The sequence below is a fragment of the Candidatus Amarolinea dominans genome (genome assembly GCF_016704685.1).
GTDB classification, from domain to species: domain Bacteria; phylum Chloroflexota; class Anaerolineae; order SSC4; family Amarolineaceae; genus Amarolinea; species Amarolinea dominans.
Genome location: NZ_JADIZS010000061.1, coordinates 1 through 17,582, shown reverse-complemented (window position 1 = coordinate 17,582; position 17,582 = coordinate 1). Strand labels below are relative to the sequence as shown.

The window sequence follows — 17,582 nt, the reverse complement described above, 5'->3', positions numbered from 1 at the left end:
CTGATGTCCCACCTGTGAGGTCAAGGGTCACGTCCCCTTCAATGAACGTCAGGGTCGCGATGGGCTCCAGACCCCCGGCGGAGTCGGTCGGACTTCCGTCAGCCGTAGCTGTAGGGGTCGGTTCGGAAGCCTTGCAGCCGATGATAAGCACACACACCAGACACAAAACGACAATCAGAGAGAGATGGTTCGGACGTGGCATTGGCATCCTCCTTATGGACACTGCAACTCGGAAGCCAGGTTTTTTGCTGCGATCGGACGACCTGGTTCGTCGCGGGCGTCATCTGGGGCTACTTCTGCATAGCTGGATAGGGCAGCACAGGCATCGGCGGTCTGCCCGGTATCTCGATAAGCTACGGCAAGATAGAATAGCGCCTCGGCGTATGGCACGTCGGATAGCTCGATCGCACGCTGAAGCTCCACGATGGCCTCGGACGGCTGCCGTTGCTCCAAGTAGACCCGCCCCAGGTTCTTATGCAGATAGGACGCGTCGGGGTTCAGACGCAAACCACGCTGGAAAAGCTCGAATGCCTGGTCCAACCGGCCCGATTCAAGGTACACAAAGCCCAGGTTATTGAGCGCCTTGACGTAGGTAGGGTCCAGGGCTATGGCCTGCTCGTAGGCGTGAATGGCAGCAGGGAGATCTTGTCCCAGATCGAAGGCCAAGCCCAGGTTGAAGTGGTAGAGCGGAATGCGCGGCAGCAAATCAATGGCTTGCCGATATTCGGCCACTGCGCCGGGCAGATCGCCTCGCAACTGTAACAACCGCCCCAGGTTGTTGTGAGCATCGGCGTATGCGGGATCGAGCGCCAATGCTCTACGAAGTAACGGCTCAGCGCCAGGCAGATCGCCTTGCATAACCAGCAGAGCCGCCTGGTTGTTGAGCTGCAGCGCCTCGGCGCTGCCGGTTGGAGTGTTGTGGATAGCCTCGGCCAGGGCGGGTTGGATCTGGATATCGAGCGCAGAAAGAATAGTCTGGGCAAGCTCGTTCTGCAGCGCCAAGATCTGCGACTCAACCTCCGTGCTCCCCTCGTCCACCTCCCTTTGCACCGCGACAGAGCGCAAATATCTACCCGCCCGACCGGCGATAGAAGCCGACAGTTTAATACTGCCAATCTTGCTGAAGTCGCCGTCAATCCAAAGGTCCAGATCGCGCCGCACCACATCGGTCACCTGGGGACTCTCCACCGCAATGCCTTGCAGAGTCTTCACAAGGCTCAGCTTCTCATAGAGGGCACGCCGCGTACCCTCGGTCCAGATACCTTCAAGAGAAGACCGTCCAGGGGTCAGGTTCTTCCATTCGCCGACGGCGAAGCGTTGTACTCCCGGTTGCCTGGGGCCTAACGGGCCGGCGATGATAGCCTGTAGTCTGGGCCAGCCCACGCCGCCCCACAGGGTCAGGCCGGCCACCAGCACGATCGCCATGACGGCCTGCGCCGGATGCACCTTGCCCAGGAAATAGCTCAAACGCTGGAAAAAATCGCGGTCTTCGCAGGCCCAGCCAGCCGAAGAGCAGGACGGCCACGCCGGCCATGATGCTGGCCGTGTTTTGTAGGATCGGCCATTCGCTCAAGAGCAGATTCACAAGACCGACCAGCAGCACCACACCGATCAATCCCGCGGCCAGCCACGCGCTCCCCAGTGGATGCCAGCCCGGCGCGGCCGTGGGCGCAGCCGACTCCGTGATTGCCAGGGCCAGGTTCTGGATGGGGTTGGCTGCAGGGGGCTGGTTGGGGTCGAGCGCCCGCAGGAGGCGTTGCCACTGCACTTCGCTGCCGGCGGTCAGATCCACCGCGACCAGCGGGCGAATCCGCAGGTCGAGTCGGCAGGGCACACGCACCACCGGGATCAAACGCCGCTTGCGTGCGGCCGGATCGAGGGTCTGCACAAGGACGCTCTCGAACTCAGTCCAATCCCCCGCAACGTACGCCGGGCTGAGCACCAGCAGCGTCTTCCGGCTTTGCAGCACGGCCCGTTCTTTCTCCTTGACGAGCGGCGCGCCCGGCTCGAAGTCGCGCTCGTCAAGGATGACTTTCAGTCCGGCGTTTTCCAGCCGCGACAGGAGTTCATCCCAGACCCACTCTTTGTCGGTCTGGCTGTGGCTGATGAAGACATCGTACAGATAATCAGCTTGTTCCGTCATCAGCCAATCTGCTCGATCTCCGCGGCAGCGGCCCCTGCAAGGCTTGCACGAGGCGGCTGAACTCGCGCTCCGCGCGGCGGGGGTGGGTCAGGTCCAGCGTGGTCAACATGCTGAGGCGCGTCGGGAGCTGGCTTTCGTCGAACGCCGCGCACTTCACCGGCAGAAGGCGATAGCTCCCTTCCTGGATGCCCATGGTCTGCACCAGGACATTCTCGAAATCTGCCATGTTATCGGCCAGGTAGGCGTTCGACAATACAACCACCGTGCGCTTGGCCTGGCGGATGCCGCGCTCGATGTTCACCACGCGCGCTATGCCGGGGGTCTCCACATCGCCGGAGACCGCCACACGCAGGCCGGCCGCTTCCAGGCGTGGCGCCAATGTGTCCCACACCCAGGTCGCGTCCGGCTCCCTGTCCACATAACTGATGTAAGCGTCGTAGCGGAACCCCTGCTCGTCCCTGGGCACAGTTGTCTTTTGGCCACCCAGGCGTAATGCCACGGGGAAGTTTTCCTCCAGCTCGGCTTTGAAGATCGGGTGCTGGTCCTTCCGGTCGCCGGTGACGCGCGGCTGCAAGTATTCGAAGAGGTCGAAGATGCGGATCAATCCGTCCTCAGCAGCGATGCCGCCGCGCAGGCCAGCCAGCAGGTGTTTGGTGAAGAGGCTATTCGTATCGCCAGTCAACACCCACGAATATTCCGTGCTGCGGGACGAAGCCAGGATGGCGCGTCCGCGGCCGGCCTTGAGCGCGTCATAGTAGCTGTCGGGCAGGCCGGCCTTGAACGCAGGCGCCGTGGCGTCCTTTGGCTGGCCGATGCCGCCCGAATGGCAGCAATCGAAGACCACCAGCAGTTTGCCCGCCGGGATCGCGCGCAGCGCCGCGGTGAACTCCGTGCCGGAGATGGCAGTCTCGGCCAGATCCTGGTCGGAGGCGAAGCGTGTGTCCACCGGCAGTAGGTACTCCCCCGCGTACGGGCCAGATTCGATCCGCCCGCCGTGGCTGGAGATGTAGAAAAGGACCGTAGAGTCCGCGTCGGCGCCGTGGGCCAGGCTTGCCAGCTCCTGTCGGATCGCCACCTGAGTCGCCTGGCCATCGAGCAGCAGGCGCACGTTGGCCCGCGCATAGCCGCAAACGCTCTGGTCCACCAGCAGGTCGGCCATGTCCTGGGCGTCCTTCAGGACAGTAGACGGCAGGGAATTGATCGCCTGGTAGTTCGCAATCCCGATGACGAGCGCGCGGGCGTTGGATAGGGTGGGCATGTGGCTGCTCCGCTCTGATAGTGCAACTGGTTGATGTTCAGCTGACTTCAGCTTAGCCGCACGAGATAGAACTCTACGGGCAGCCAAGCAGATTCGCCACCGTTTGGGCGAGCGCATCATTGCTCTGTCGCAGTGAAGCGCATATTTGCGCCATGCTTGGAATCCCAAAGCCTGTCGGGTCAAGCAAAAGGATCGTACGATAACTGCTACGATAGGCCAGCACCGCCAGAACCACATCGGTGAAACTGGCCTTGACGACCGCCACGGTGTCGGCATGACCGATGAAGCCGATAGGCAGGGCCCAGCGATCTCCCCCGGCGCCTCCATCCACAGCGTCAGATTTTCAGCCACCGAGTCCGGTCCCCCCAGCGGCGTATTGGCCTGCTCCAGTTCAGCAAGGGTGCGGCGCGTGCCCGATACGACCAAGGGCGCGAGCGTCTGGGGAGCATCGAGCCGCAGCACGATCAGCGGCTCGGTGCCCTGGCCCACCGAGACGAGCGTATACAGAACTTCGCCTGGCCGACGAGCAACCCAGAAAACCAGACGCGCGTCGGAGGGAACAGCATTGATCAACGTAAGAGCATCAAGTTGTGCGGTCACCTTGTCTTGACGGAAGGCCGCGCGTTTCCCGACGTAAGTGGTCTTGCCGCCGCGCGTAACCGCATAGTTGGCTTCTAGCGCCAGATAGGAATAAACTCTCGTTGCCATAGCGATGAACCTCCTGGATGTGAGTTGGCTTCAGACGATCCGAACGGTGATCGTAACCGAGTTTTGCAGAACGCCGCGCAATTGGACGGCGTAAAAGTCCGCCTCCACCTGCACGGGCTGATTGGTAAGGGGGATATTGACGACGTTTGGGCGCAAGCGGAACACCTGTACGGCCCCATTCGGGGGCGCCGTCTGAACAGACATCCGTCCTGCGCAAGCGATCTGAAACGGGAACAAGTATATTCCCTGCTCGTTCTCGGTGGCCGCGGCGCTGAAGATGCAGGACTGAACGCCGGCACTGCCGATCTTCGGTAATTGGGGGCCACCCAGTGAGCGGACATTGTTATCGTCCACCTGCATCCACAGTTTGAGAGGATCGCTCCCTGGCAGCATCCAGAGGCCGTGGAACGCCGTTCCTGCCAGCAGACCGGCCTGCGTAACAGCGACGCAGGTGGCTGCCGCGCCGTCGGGCCACTGCTGTCCGAATTTGACCCAACTGACCACGTTCTGCGGGGTGCGCGTGCCGCGATAGACGCCCATCGTCGTACCGGCGAACAAAGTGAGTGGGTTGTTGCTGTTCGCCACCAGACTCAGCACCGCGGCCTTCTTGAGGCCACGTCTGCCCTGCCGCTGTGGAACGTCGCTAAAGTGCCCCACCTGATCAGACTCGCACACCCCCTGGGTCGCGGTGCCTACAAACACCGAGTTGCCGGTCACAGCCACACAGGTGACGAGATCGGTTTCAGGGTCGGCCGGAGGGTGCCAAGTCCAGTTGCCAGATGGCGGCCGAATCAAGAGCGCACTCACGCCGGCAATATAGAGGGTCGGTTCTGGGATGGTCGGGCTGATCGCCACATTCAAGGGCAGGCCACCGCCGGGCAAGGGCGACAGATCGGTCAGGGATGCGCCAGGTGGCAATGCCCCTTTCTGCACTCCGGCCGTGCTGGTAACGCAAAGCGTTGTCCCTTCGCACGTCATTGCCAGCGGGCGGCCCGCCACCTGCCAGCCAGGAACGGTGCGCCAGCGCGGATCGGCCGCTTCCCACCGGAACATGCCGCCCTCCGTTGCCGCATACCACGCGATGACATTGCCGCCCGCATCCCTGTGCGGCGCAATCGCGATGACGTCGGTCAGCGGCTGCACCTTGCCATCCTTCATGATATCCGTCAGCTCGGCCGCCTGCCAGGTCGTTCCGCCGTCGTTCGACCGCACCAGGCCGGCATCGGCGCCAACCAGGATCATGTTGTTGACGGCCGCCATAGCCTGGATGCCGCGTTGCGCCACGATGCGGCGATAGGCCAACAATGGTTGCAGCGCGTCGTCGGCAGTCGCCACGTCTTGGACTGCCCGCACCTCCTTCACAAGATCAAGCAGTTCTAACAGCCCCTCTGCCACCGGTTCAAAACCAGCCACCCAACCCTGGGCGTGAAAGTAGGCATTGAGCGCCGCGGTCGGCCAGCTCCCAACCCACCAGCTCCCGCAGGTCCCACAGCAGGCGCGCCCAGATCATGCCGATGTCGTACACTTCGAGGCTGTGCTTCGCCACGCGCGGATACAGATTCGGCCCGGCCAGGGCTTCTTGTTCCTGATCCCAACTATCGAGCGCAAAGGCCCAGGCATCGTTCCACTCGCCAGGCTGGTAAGCGGACTTGGCCCAATGCGTCTTGGTGGCGCCGGTATCGCCGGCGATCCTGGCGCCCAGTGAGCGAGCGAAGTAATTCGCGTAGCCCTCCACCAGGGCGCGGGCAAAGGGCGCCACCTCCACCCAATGTTCGAATGGATCGGGGTTCAGCATCCACAGCAGACCGTGAGCGGCTTCGTGATAGATCACCTCCGGGTCGAAAGCGGGATTGTGGACTTGCTTGGTGTCGCCTGCGCTCTCCATGCCGGGGAGGCCGTTTCCCGTGACATCGTGTTGGAAGTTGATCGTCGCGTCGGATGCGCTCCCAATGCCTGGATCGAAGTTGGTCAGTCCGGCGTTGATATTGGCCCGTAGGCGTCGTTGGGCTTGCTGGAACGTCTCCCTCTTCACGCCCAGGCTGATCAGGTGATTGTACATCTCCGCCGCGTGGACGGCGACGTTGATCGCCTCGAAGTCCAGCCCACTGGTCGCCGCGGAGTTCCAAACCGGATCCCGCTCGCCGCCGGCTGGATCGAAGACCTTGATGGTGGGCATGAAGTCGGCGCAAAGAGTCTCTGGTTGAGCTGCATTGCCGCTCGGCGCGCCGTTCAGAACCTCCTGCGAAGTGCCGTAGTATGGAGCAAAGCAGGACAAGTTGGCCGGCCGGTCCAACACTTCGCCCGTGAGCGCCTCCACCCACACGCTCCAGGTTTCAAGCAGCTCTGGATTGGTCAGCCGCACTTCGTAAGCCAGGCGGTAGCTCCTCGCGAACGGCAGCAGGACGCAGGCGCTATCGGCGTATCGGCGAACCTCACCGTGCCACTCGAGGGGCGGCACAACCGGCCGGAAGGCGACTCGGTTGCCGATGCGCACAAACTGAGACGCGCCAATCGTCGCGACTGGCTGGGGCGCCATCGTCTCACCCGGCTTCAGGTCCGCTGCGGCGCTGGCTGGCGCGGCCGGACCGGATAGCATCATCTCAGCCATCGCAGCCGTGTCCCTGCTCACCTTTGCTGGCGGACTCACATAGTGCTGCAAAGCCCGCTGGGCTTGCACGATGGCAGCCTTCTCACCGATGAGTCTGCCCGGGTCTACGGTTATGGGCGTTTGGGGGGGGACCGGCAAGTAAGCGTTGGTGCATGAAATGCGCGAGTCATCTTTCGACATATGCACGACAATGGCACCCCCGAAGACCGGCCAGTCGCCGTGCCATTGCTGGTAACGCACATGGTAACGAGGATTGAGCGTCAAGGAATTGATCGCCTTGGCGGCATCTGCGATCACCTGTGGTTCCCATGTAATGGTTTCCGGGGGCTTGGGGAAATGTTGGCGGAAGGCAGCGTCGCTTTCTACAAGTTCATTCGATCCAGGCTTCAGAGCGAGGCCGAGGAGCACTTTAGTCAACTGCGGGTCGGTGAGCCAGGTACGAGCGCGGCCGGGGGCGTCCCCGAGGTTAGTCGGCGCCATCTTGAGTTGGCCTCGCACATACGCGGGCAGACCCGTTGCAGGCGAGAACGCCGCCCGCCAGGCGAACTTCTGCGCGGTCGGCAACGTGCCGCCATACTGGGCCATATGGGACGCCTTGTATGCTTTCAACGCCGAGTGAGCTGCACCCAAAATCTCGGACGAAGGGGAAACCAGGTGCCCATCGCAGCGCGACACGCAGATGTTGACCGGTTCTTTCAGGTTAGGTTTGGTTGAAGTGAGCCATGAGGGCGATAGCTCCAAGATTGATCTTCGTCGGCACCTCACGGGCGTACTTCGACCTGATTTTCGGCTGGGGCGACATGATGAAACTATTGAACGCGTTTGGAGTTGGCATAAGAACCTCCGCGAGAGCGTAGCACAAAAACAACCATTACGGCCAATAGCGGTGCAGCCACAACCCCTGCGCCAACCGGTAGATGCGATCTCGCGCTAACAGAAGCGGCGGCCCACCGGTAGCATCCGGGGCCATGGCGGCCCAGACAACCGGTGGGCAGCACAGCGAGGCAGCGCGTAATCCCCGGTAATTTTCCCAGCGTCCTGCAGCATCGAAGCGCCGCGCCACATCGCCCATATCGCTGGCCGTACCACGTCGGCGATGACCCGGGGTCCACATAAAGCGCGTGTCGTTCGCTGGAGTGACCATAGCGGTGTCCCGACGCGACCCTGGCCGCGCTCAACCAACCACAGGAAGTGATTATCGCCGCGAGCGATGGTGGCATCGTAGGTCAACACCAGCAGTTGATCGGGGCGCCCAGGAACTCCGACCAGAGTGTCATAGCTGTACTGTCGCCCTTCGCTACTGCCTTGTTGGGTCCAACAGTTGCCGCCATCCTCACTGGCATAAAGCCCGTCATCGGTACCGGCGTACACCGCCTGACCCCAGGCGAGCAGCGAGAGTACCGTGCTGTTGGCTGGCAGCCGCTGCTCCGGCCGCCCGGTGCAGGTATTATCGAGATGTTGCCAGTTAGCCCCGCCGTCGCCGGAGCGCGCCAGACCGGCGTTTTCCGTGGCAACGAGCAGACGATCGGGGTTGTTGTCGAGGGCGATAACGCACCAGGTTATCGTTATCCAATGCATTCGCGACCGAAGCGTCACGTCGTTCCCAGGTCGGTGCTACGTAGCAGGCCGACCGTGTTGCAGAAATTTACTCGCGGTCGTGGCGGCATAGATCGTAGTTTGACCGTCCCGCGACGCGACCGCGAGGTCGGACACGTTAGCCCGAAGACACTGCCCGACGGTGCGCTCGATCAGCAGTGGCTCGCCAGCGGCCGGTTGCCAGGTGCTCCCCTCATCGCTGCTCCGCCAAAGGCCGGTGTCACGGGCATTACAGTCGTTCGGAGTGCTGTTGGAACCGATGAAGAGCACGTTGCCGGCACGGGCTAGTCGCCAAGCTGGCTGCGCTTCCACCTGTCCGACGACCTGCCAACCCAACCTTGGCTGAAAGGGTGGTAACTGAGTCACCAGCGAAGCCACCAGCCACACCAGGAGGGCTACGGGTACACCCAATCGCACTTGTCGTCGGTAGTGATACAGCCACTTCCACCAGCCAGGAAGATCTGGAATTGAGGGTAGGGGAACGGGAATCTCGTCCACGAGGCTTTTCTTCAAGCGATTGACCTGCCTGTCCCAATACCGCTCGGCAGTGAGGTCCACCTTGTCGAGGGAAGCGAGCAGATCGGGCAGCTCGCATGGCCGCAGCAGCACCGGCAACAGCTTGCGCTGGCGTGCGGCGGGGTCCATAGTGCGCAGCAGCAGTGCCTCGAACGCGTTCCATTCGCTGGTCAACCACTCCGGTGTCAGCACCACGATCGTGCGCCTGCTATTGGCCAGGGTACGCTCGACATTCTCGATTCTGGGCATTCCCACGATGAAGTCGCGGTAGTCCACGGCCACACGCAGGCCAGCCTGCTCCAGGCGCGGCAAGAGCCAATTATCTACCCACTCCCGGTCGGCAGGGCTATGAGAGATAAAGACATCGTATGTATAGGCGCGTCGATCGGCCATGGCCAGCATCCAATATGGGCTACCAGAAAAAGATCGTTACATATCAAAGGAGCAAAAAACAGAAGGGACAGATGCAACACAATCATACAGCAGGTGTTTTCGATTGTCAAGGTCAATTGAAAGAACGGGTCAAAATCGGCCGCGTACAGCCGTCACGACATCTTGACGAACTTGCTCTTGGCTGTATCCCACGCCACTTGGTTGACGTGCGTGCTGATGGCGGACGGGAGTGTCTCGAAGGCGCGGCGCATATCGTCTTCGGTCTCCAGTTGCAGGGTCATTGGCTTCTGCCCGCGCAACTGCAGAACCCAACGTCCCAGGTGTCGACCGTGACCACCAAGCGCAGGAGCGGCCTGCAGGCTGGAACTCTCGAAGTCCGAAATAAACGCGCGGAAGTTATGCTTCCCCGCGGCCAGGAGGGCGCTCGGCGGCTGCATGTCGAGGTCTCTGATCTTGGCCTCGAGTTTCGCTTGTGCTCGGCGTTGGAAGGGAGCATAAATCAACATGCCCAGCAGGCCGAATTGGACGGCGATTGCCTGCCCAAAACTTTGGCCGCCGATCTGGATGAAGAAGGCCTCGCCCTGATCGAAAAACACACGGTACAACCGATCAGAAGAGAGCGCAGAGATCTGTCTACCATTGAAAGCGTTCATATGTCCTCCATTGTCCTCCATTGTCCTCCATACACTGCTGCGCCATTTTGGAGACGGCGCCTAACGTGCCACAGGTTCTGGAACTTACCCGATGATGGCTGCGCTAAGTAAACCCCAAAGGCGCCCGCGTGTCAAGCCCCTGACCGATACAAAACCGATACAAGTATGGTAACTGCTAACCCCGGCGCGCCAGTTTGGACAGGATTGACAGGATGAACAGGATTCTCGCCGTGTGGCCACCTGTCCCAGAACTCAAGGATCTTTCGACAGGCATCACCCCCTGTGGTACAATGGGGCTTGTAGACTGCAACACTCGGAGCCTGGTGATGCAAATTGCAGGAGCTATGGCATGAATGATCTGCTAGTGCAGTATGCAACGGATGTTGAGTTTCCTGATGTCAGTGGCGCTGAACACCTGGAGATGCTGCTGCTGCGTGACCGGCTTGCCGACCTGCAGCCGACGCTGACTGCTGTGGAGAAACAGACATTGGCCGCTGCGGACGAGTGTTTGCTGGGCCAGGTCGCGGCATTTTATCGCGAACTCTCGCGCTTCGTTGACTTGGCCCAGCGCCGGCAGACCACCCCCACGCCGCCTCAGCACTGGTGGTGGTATCTCGATGTTCTTGCACAGTTGCCCGCGCTATCGCCGCTCGCCGCCAGCCCGACCACGCCTGACCAGCCCACCTCGTTTATCGCAGCGCATCCGGCCCCCGCGCGGCGCCGCTCAATCCGGGCGGTTGCGAATCGGTGACTTGGCAAAGGGAACCTGATGGGTCAGACGATGATCTTCAACCAGTGGCTCAAACAACGGCGCAAGGCGCTGGGCCTGACGCAGAAAGACCTCGCGCAGCAGGTCGGCTGCGCTGAGGTGACGCTGCGCAAGATCGAGGCCGGCGACTCTCACCCCTCCGCGACGCTGGCCGCGTCCCTGGCCAGGGCCGTGGGCGCGGCGGACGCTGATCTGCCGGCAATCGTGGGGGTTGCGGTCAGCGCGGGCGGCGCGCAATCGTCGGCAAGTCATTGGCGCATGCCGAGCCGTCCCCACAACCTGCCGCTTCAGCTCACGCCGCTGCTCGGCCGCGACCACGACATCGCCGCGCTGCGCAAGCGGCTGCGCGCGGGCGAACGGCTGATCACCCTGCTGGGGCCGCCCGGCGTGGGCAAGACGCGGCTGGCGCAGGCCGTGGCCGAGGAGGTGCTGGAAGAGTTCGAGGATGGCGCCTTCTTCGTGCGCCTGGGGCCGATTTCCGATCCTGACCTGGTGGCCGCGACGATTGCCCAGACCCTGGGCTTGCAGATGAGCGGCTCGAACTCAGCGGCCCTGCAGTTGCGCGCGTACCTGGAGGAGAAGCACCTGCTGCTGGTGCTGGACAACTTCGAGCAGATCATCGAGGCCGCGCCGCTGGTGGATGACCTGCTGCGCCGCTGCGCCTGGCTGCACGTGCTGGTGACCAGCCGCCAGCCCCTGCGCGTACGCGGCGAGCGCCAGGCGCCGGTGCGGCCGCTGGCCCTGCCCGCCGAACTCCCCGGCGCCAGCCAGCCCACCGCCAGCGATGTCCTGCGCTATTCCGCGGTGGCCCTCTTCGCGGAACGCGCCGGGATGGTGCAGCCCGACTTTGCCGTCACCGATGGCAACGCCGCGGCCGTCGCCGAGCTGTGCCGCCGGCTGGATGGCCTGCCGCTGGCGATCGAGCTGGTCGCCGCACGCGTCAGGCTGCTGTCGCCGGCCGAGCTGCTGGCGCGGCTGCACGGGCCGTGGCTGCTCTCGATGGACGGTCTGCGCGATGTGTCGCCGCGGCAGAAGACGCTGCGTAACGCCATCGGCTGGAGCTACGGCCTGCTGACCCCGACCGAGCAGACCCTCTTCACGCGCCTGGCCGTCTTCGTCGGCGGCTGCACGCTGGGGCGCGGCCGACCGCTGCGCGGCGATGCGCTCTCTCCCCTCTTCCTCCTCCCCTCCCCCCCGCGCCGCCCTGGCCGCGCTTCTCTTCGGTCCTGGACAAGAGCTTGTTATTCCGGACGCGGCGGTGGTACGGGGCAGTTCGCTTATGCGCCGTCGCGAGGCGGCCGCGGCTGGGGCGGGGCGGCGGGCGGGGAGGATGCAACACTGCGAGCGCGACATGCCCGTTGCTTCCTGCGCATCGTCGACAACGTCGATCAGGCGGAGATTAACCCCAGGAAACTGCAACTCAACCGACTCATCGACGACGAGATCCACAACCTACGCGCGGCGCTAGACTGGTTCAAGCGGCATGATGTTCAGGCTGCGATGATACTAACCACGCACCTGCTGCTCTGGTATGGCCAACGTGGTCCGCGTGAGGAAGGAAGGCGTTTGATTGACGAAGTGTTAGGCTTGCCTGAAGCTTCGGCCCACACGATCCATCGAGCCAGAATGTTGTTTGAGGCGGGAATCCTGATGATCCAGAACGATGAATTCGCAAAGGCCCTGGAGTATGAAGAGGAGAGCTTGCTGCTCAGCGAGGAGACGGGGGACAGTAAGGGAAAGGCCGACGCTCTGCTCGGCTTGGGACGAGTCGCGTGGGTAATGGCCGATTGGAACAGAGCCTTCTTTTACCTCGAGAATGCCCTGGCAGTTTACCGTGCAGTGAGAGATCCAGGAGGCACCGCATACTCTCTGGCGCTTTTGGCCAATGTCACATTTAACATTGGACGGGACATATCGAGGGCGCGGGCATTGGCTCAAGAATCACTGGCCGTCGCACAGCAAGCAGGTATTCCGTTCCATTGGCCACTGCTTGTCCTGGGGAACATTCTCTTCTTTATTGAGTGTGATCTCGATGAGGCACAATCACTAACAGAAAGCTTGCTGATAGTGCTCCAACAGGAACAAGAAGGCGGAAGCCTGATTGCGGGTACTCTTTTTGCGTTGGGGGACCTTGCCACCCGCAAGGGCGATTTTGCCGCGGCTCATGCTCATCTGAATAAAGGGCTGGCAGTCGAGAAGCAACTCGGCATGAAACAAACGCTTCGCATTCGTCACCTGTGGTTCGCGGAGCTGTATCAGGCGGAAGGAGACTACAGAAGGGCTATTCAATCTTATCGGGCCAGCCTGCCACCAGTCTTGTGCGAACCGTTGTATTGGGCAGTCTACCTCGTGGATCTTGCTGCTCTGGCAAAGACACTTGGCATGCATGAGTTGGCAACCAGGTTGCTGGGCGCGATTGAATCCATTGAGCAGGCAGTTGGGCGTATGCTCCCAATTCATCGCCAGGATTGCAATCGGGTCGCCGACGCGGTCCGATCACATCTGGGGAAAGGCATCTTCGATGCTGCGCTGGCAAAGGGGCGGGGGCAGGAGTTTGCCCAGATAGCACAGGAGGCGATCTCGACTTTGGAGTCGGCGGTGTGGCAACAGGACAGCGTATTGTCACGCTGAACAGGTCTGAAGTATGGCCAACATTCGGACGAATCACCAGTGAAGCGTCTTGCCCTCGCAGGTAGAGATGCTTCACTGGCGGTGGCTACGCCCGGGCCGTTGGCCGATCGACAGGTCACGCGTGCTTGCCACGCTTCGGTCGACCCGTTCAGCATGACTCGCAAGGTTTCTCTTCCTGTTCAAGGCGCGCCAGTACTCCACAAAGGTCAGTATCAGCGCTTGCGTCCAAGTACCTCCAGCTTGCCATTCCATCCCAGCGCCAACGCGACCAGGCAGAGCGCCGCAAGCAGGAGGCAGGGCGCCTCAAGGGCACGGCTCCCTGCCTCCAAGGCGACCAGACTCACCGCGGTCGGCGACTCCTGGTATTCATAGGCGCCGATGTCGCACACCACGCCCTGCGGCCGGGACACGCCGCGCTGGTCAATGCCGCTGACCGGTGTCGCCGCGCAGGTGCTGTTGTCGCCTGCATCGATGGCCGGGCTGCCCACCAACAGCGCATGAGTTTCGGTCGGTCCGCCGTTGTTGGCAAGTGCTCCCAGGAGCGGGCCAGTGTTAGGATGGTCGGTCGGCTGGTCGAAGTTGCAGGTGTCGAGATTCTCCAAATTATAACCGGTGGAGACAAACGGGGAGGTCAGCCCTCCGGTATCATCCCAGCAATTTGCACCGGCCGGCGCCGAATTACCCGACACGATTGTATTGACCGATGTGACCATCGCTTCAGCGTCGGCCGACTCGGCCCAACTGACGAAGGCCCCTCCCTCGTTGGCCGAAGCGTTATTCGCGACCGTGCTGTTGATGAGGTGCACGACCCCTGCCGGATAGCCCACATAGCCGCCGACCCAGACACCGCCGCCGCCGCTGTATGCGGCCGGCGCGACCGTATTGCCGCTGATGGTGCTGTTGACAACGGTCACCGTGCTGGAGGTCACGTCGATACCGCCGCCATCCGCATTGACCCCGCTCGCATCGGCGGCATGGTTATTGCTGATAGTGCTGCGGATGATCGAGCCACGCGAGTCGGGACTCGGGCCGTCGGTGATCGTGAAGCTAATGCCTGCCCCGAACTGTGCATGGTTGCCTGTCACGGTGGAATCTGTCATCATCAGGAGCGCTGTTTGACCACTGACCGCGATGTTGGAGATGCCGCCGCCCGTTGAACCGTCCCCAGCCGCTGTATTGTTCATGATCTGGCTGTGACTCACGGTCAGCGTCGTCGTTGTGGTTGCTGTCCAGCTCGCCCAGCTCAGGATGCCGCCGCCAATCGCGTAGCCTGACGAGGTGTTGTCGTGAACCGCACTGTTGCTCAACGTAACGTTGGAGTCGCGGTTGTAGATTGCGCCACCCACGTTGCCGTCAGCCAGGTTGTTGCGCAGGATTGAGTTGTTAAGCACAAGAGTCGCACCGCCGAAGTTGTTGATGCCACCTCCCGCCAAGGCTGTGTTGTCTTCCAGAATACAGTTGTTGCAGGTCAACATACCGTTGTTGAGTGCGCCGCCGCCGCTGTTACTGGACGAGACCGCCCCGTTGCTGGCGGTGAGATCATTCAACGTCAGATTACCGCCTGCTGCAACGCGCATGATTCGGAACAGCGGCGTAAGCGGGGCCGAACTACGAGTAACGACGGCCCCATGGCCGTTGATCGTGATCGTGCCGGTCACAATCGGCAGACCTGTTCCGCCGCTGCCGCCGTCATACACGAGCGTGAGCGTGTAAGTACCGGTCGGCAGCTCAATCGTGTCTGGCCCGCTGCCGGCCGGGCAGTCGGCATGGGTGGCCGCGTCGTCGTTGGCGTTGACCATGGCCTCGATCAGCGAACACTGGCCGTCGGCTACAATGTTCGGGTTGAAGGTTGTGACGGTAATGATCGCGCCCGGGCCGGACTGGGGTGATGCAGCAGATTGCGGCAGGACAGACACGCTTTCGAGGTCATGCGCGATCCATGCGCGCTGAGGAACAGGCTGGTCGGCAGGCAGCGGAGGCTGCGGGCCGGCCAGTGCAGTCGTGGGGATGGCAAGACTGAGCAGAACGAGAACAGCCAGAAGACGGGATCGCATAATGGTTTCCTCCAGTTAGTGGATCGAGTTGGCGATACCCCCGCTAATGGGGACCGCCTGATTTGGGTTGCCATCGTTGAAGCGGAACGTGTACATGCCGGGCAGAAGCTGCATATCCTGCACGAAGCTGCGCCAGCCGCCCGCGTAGTACTGAACGGCCGTCCCGCTGACAGAGTGAACCTGACCAGTCTGGAAGGCGACGGTCTGGTTGGCGTTGACATCCTGGCCGTTCAACTGCTGGCGGGCGAAAGCGTAGTTCATGGCGAAACTGTAGGTCAACGGCAGAAGCTCCTTGCTGGCCTGCCCGTTAACGGTCACGCCGAAATCGCGCCAGCCGCCGGCGTAGTACTGCACCGCACCTGTTCCGGCACTATCCGGCATCAGGGCTCCGGCGCTGTCCTTCAATTCGACGATGACGTTCGCCGTCTGGAACGTGACGGTGGGGGTGCTGGCGACGTTCTGGCCGCCCTTCTCTTGACGGGCAAAGGCGTAGTTCATGCTGAAGCTGTAGGTGAGCGGCAGCAGCTCTTTGCTGGCCTGCCCGCCCGCGGTCGCGCCGAAGGTGCGCCAGCCGCCCGCGTAGTACTGCACCGTCCCCGTGTCATCCGGCATCAGGTTGCCCGCGCTGTCGCGCAGCTCCACGGTGACGTGCGCGGTCTGGAAGGTGACGGTGGGACTGGTCGCGGTGTTTTGACCGCCCTTCTCCTGGCGGGCAAACGCGTAGCTCATGCTGAAGCTGTAGGTGAGCGGCAGCAGCTCTTTGCTGGCCTGCCCACCCGCAGTGGCGCCGAAGGTGCGCCAGCCGCCCGCGTAGTACTGCACTGTGCCCGTGCCCGCGCCATCCGGCATCAGGTTGCCCGCGCTGTCGCGCAGCTCCACCGTGACGTGCGCCGTCTGGAAGGTGACGGTGGGACTGGCCGCGGTGTTTTGACCGCCCTTCTCCTGGCGGGCAAACGCGTAGCTCATGCTGAAGCTGTAGGTGAGCGGCAGCAGCTCTTTGCTGGCCTGCCCGCCCGCGGTCGCGCCGAAGTCACGCCAGCCGCCCGCGTAGTACTGCACCGTGCCAGTGCCCGCACCATCCGGCATGAGGTTGCCCGCGCTGTCGCGCAGCTCCACGGTGACGTGCGCGGTCTGGAAGGTGACGGTGGGACTGGTCGCGGTGTTTTGACCGCCCTTCTCCTGGCGGGCAAACGCGTAGCTCATGCTGAAGCTGTAGGTGAGCGGCAGCAGCTCCCTGCTGGCCTGCCCGCCCGCGGTCGCGCCGAAGGTGCGCCAGCCGCCCGCGTAGTACTGCACTGTGCCCACGCCCGCGCCGTCCGGCATCAGGTTGCCCGCGCTGTCGCGCAGTTCCACGGTGACGTGCGCGGTCTGGAAGGTGACGGTGGGACTGGCCGCGGTGTTTTGACCGCCCTTCTCCTGGCGGGCAAACGCGTAGCTCATGCTGAAGCTGTAGGTGAGCGGCAGCAGCTCTTGCTGGCCTGCCCGCCCGCGGTCGCGCCGAAGGTGCGCCAGCCGCCCGCGTACTGCACTGTGCCCACGCCCGCGCCGTCCGGCATCAGGTTGCCCGCTGTCGCGCAGTTCCACGGTGACGTGCGCCGTCTGGAAGGTGACGGTGGGACTGGTCGCGGTGTTTTGACCGCCCTTCTCCTGGCGGGCAAACGCGTAGCTCATGCTGAAGCTGTAGGTGAGCGGCAGCAGTTCCTTGCTGGCCTGCCCGCCTGCGGTCGTGCCGAAAGTACGCCAACCGCCCGCGTAGTACTGTACCGCGCCCGTGCCTGCACCATCCGGCATCAGGTTGCCCGCGCTGTCGCGCAGTTCCGCGGTGACGTGCGCGGTCTGGAAGGTGACCGTGGGATTGGCGGCCACGTTCTGGCCGCCCTTCTCCTGGCGGGCAAAGGCATAGTTCATGCTGAAGCTGTAGGTGAGCGGCAGCAATTCTTTGCTGGCCTGCCCGCCTGTGGTCGTGCCAAAGTCGCGCCAGCCCCCCGCGTAGTACTGCACCGCGCCCGTGCCCTCGCCGTCCGGCATGAGGTTGCCCGCGCTGTCGCGCAGCTCCACGGTGACGTGCGCGGTCTGGAAGGTGACGATCGGGTTGCTGGTCACGTTCTGGGCCATGTCCGTGGATGCGTGGGCGTAAGTCATGCGGAAGGTGAGGTTTCCCCTGGTCGTGGGGATACCGGTGACCAGGGTGCCACTCGCATCGGTGCTGCCGGGGATGGTCTGCCAGCCAGCGTCGTAATACTGCGCCGACGC

14 protein-coding genes are annotated in these 17,582 nt (G+C 62.7%); 2 read left to right on the top strand and 12 right to left on the bottom strand.

From position 1 onward, the window contains the following. The 10 genes from IPF85_RS23835 to IPF85_RS23790 all read right to left on the bottom strand — a co-directional run. Positions 1-202: hypothetical protein (locus IPF85_RS23835; RefSeq protein ID WP_343410542.1), on the bottom strand; the 202-nt coding region annotated here is incomplete at its 3' end. 11 nt (positions 203-213) lie between these two features. After that, positions 214-1,038: a tetratricopeptide repeat protein gene (locus tag IPF85_RS23830; protein WP_343410543.1), complete on the bottom strand. Its 825-nt coding sequence runs from the start codon at positions 1,036-1,038 to the stop codon at positions 214-216. A gap of 226 nt (positions 1,039-1,264) precedes the next feature. After that, positions 1,265-2,143: a toll/interleukin-1 receptor domain-containing protein gene (locus tag IPF85_RS23825; protein ID WP_343410541.1), complete on the bottom strand. Its 879-nt coding sequence runs from the start codon at positions 2,141-2,143 to the stop codon at positions 1,265-1,267. Then, positions 2,127-3,401, bottom strand: coding sequence for a caspase family protein (locus IPF85_RS23820; protein ID WP_343410540.1), 1,275 nt, complete (start codon positions 3,399-3,401; stop codon positions 2,127-2,129). The genes IPF85_RS23825 and IPF85_RS23820 overlap by 17 nt, the downstream gene beginning before the upstream one ends. 73 nt (positions 3,402-3,474) lie before the next feature. After that, a complete protein-coding gene (locus IPF85_RS23815; RefSeq protein WP_343410539.1) occupies positions 3,475-3,732 on the bottom strand; it encodes a hypothetical protein in 258 nt (85 codons plus the stop codon). A 407-nt stretch (positions 3,733-4,139) separates the two neighbouring features. Further along, entirely contained in the window at positions 4,140-5,522 is a 1,383-nt protein-coding gene (locus IPF85_RS23810) for a hypothetical protein (RefSeq protein WP_343410538.1), read from the bottom strand. After that, positions 5,509-7,302 carry a M36 family metallopeptidase gene (locus IPF85_RS23805; RefSeq protein ID WP_343410537.1) on the bottom strand — a complete coding sequence of 598 codons (1,794 nt, stop codon included), beginning with the start codon at positions 7,300-7,302 and terminating at the stop codon, positions 5,509-5,511. The genes IPF85_RS23810 and IPF85_RS23805 overlap by 14 nt, the downstream gene beginning before the upstream one ends. 345 nt (positions 7,303-7,647) lie before the next feature. Further along, entirely contained in the window at positions 7,648-8,295 is a 648-nt protein-coding gene (locus IPF85_RS23800; RefSeq protein ID WP_343410536.1) for a hypothetical protein, read from the bottom strand. A 36-nt stretch (positions 8,296-8,331) separates the two neighbouring features. Then, positions 8,332-9,222 carry a toll/interleukin-1 receptor domain-containing protein gene (locus tag IPF85_RS23795; RefSeq protein ID WP_343410535.1) on the bottom strand — a complete coding sequence of 297 codons (891 nt, stop codon included), beginning with the start codon at positions 9,220-9,222 and terminating at the stop codon, positions 8,332-8,334. Positions 9,223-9,374: 152 nt separating this feature from the next. Further along, positions 9,375-9,875 (bottom strand): hypothetical protein, encoded by a 501-nt coding sequence (locus IPF85_RS23790; protein ID WP_343410534.1) that lies wholly within the window; start codon positions 9,873-9,875, stop codon positions 9,375-9,377. Between the two features lie 349 nt (positions 9,876-10,224). On the opposite strand from IPF85_RS23790, the gene IPF85_RS23785 reads away from it, so the two are divergent. Together IPF85_RS23785 and IPF85_RS23780 are read left to right on the top strand one after the other, a co-directional pair. After that, a complete protein-coding gene (locus tag IPF85_RS23785) occupies positions 10,225-10,626 on the top strand; it encodes a hypothetical protein (protein WP_343410533.1) in 402 nt (133 codons plus the stop codon). Positions 10,627-10,644: 18 nt separating this feature from the next. After that, complete coding sequence (locus IPF85_RS23780; RefSeq protein ID WP_343410532.1) at positions 10,645-13,275, top strand: helix-turn-helix domain-containing protein; 2,631 nt, start codon at positions 10,645-10,647, stop codon at positions 13,273-13,275. A 212-nt stretch (positions 13,276-13,487) separates the two neighbouring features. Here IPF85_RS23780 and IPF85_RS23775 read toward each other — a convergent pair whose 3' ends face one another. Both IPF85_RS23775 and IPF85_RS23770 read right to left on the bottom strand, forming a co-directional pair. After that, positions 13,488-15,329: a choice-of-anchor Q domain-containing protein gene (locus tag IPF85_RS23775; protein WP_343410531.1), complete on the bottom strand. Its 1,842-nt coding sequence runs from the start codon at positions 15,327-15,329 to the stop codon at positions 13,488-13,490. Positions 15,330-15,344: 15 nt separating this feature from the next. After that, positions 15,345-17,582 (bottom strand): hypothetical protein (locus IPF85_RS23770; protein WP_343410530.1); only part of this gene is annotated, 2,238 nt, incomplete at its 5' end.

What these genes read in the sequence shown, in the direction of transcription:
- IPF85_RS23780 (WP_343410532.1), top strand. Translation starts at nt 10,645, where the DNA reads ATGGGTCAGACGATGATCTTCAACCAGTGGCTCAAACAACGGCGCAAG.
- IPF85_RS23785 (WP_343410533.1), top strand. Translation starts at nt 10,225, where the DNA reads ATGAATGATCTGCTAGTGCAGTATGCAACGGATGTTGAGTTTCCTGAT.
- IPF85_RS23820 (WP_343410540.1), bottom strand. Translation starts at nt 3,401, where the DNA reads ATGCCCACCCTATCCAACGCCCGCGCGCTCGTCATCGGGATTGCGAAC.
- IPF85_RS23800 (WP_343410536.1), bottom strand. Translation starts at nt 8,295, where the DNA reads ATGCATTGGATAACGATAACCTGGTGCGTTATCGCCCTCGACAACAAC.
- IPF85_RS23825 (WP_343410541.1), bottom strand. Translation starts at nt 2,143, where the DNA reads ATGACGGAACAAGCTGATTATCTGTACGATGTCTTCATCAGCCACAGC.
- IPF85_RS23805 (WP_343410537.1), bottom strand. Translation starts at nt 7,302, where the DNA reads ATGGCCCAGTATGGCGGCACGTTGCCGACCGCGCAGAAGTTCGCCTGG.
- IPF85_RS23795 (WP_343410535.1), bottom strand. Translation starts at nt 9,222, where the DNA reads ATGGCCGATCGACGCGCCTATACATACGATGTCTTTATCTCTCATAGC.
- IPF85_RS23790 (WP_343410534.1), bottom strand. Translation starts at nt 9,875, where the DNA reads ATGAACGCTTTCAATGGTAGACAGATCTCTGCGCTCTCTTCTGATCGG.
- IPF85_RS23775 (WP_343410531.1), bottom strand. Translation starts at nt 15,329, where the DNA reads ATGCGATCCCGTCTTCTGGCTGTTCTCGTTCTGCTCAGTCTTGCCATC.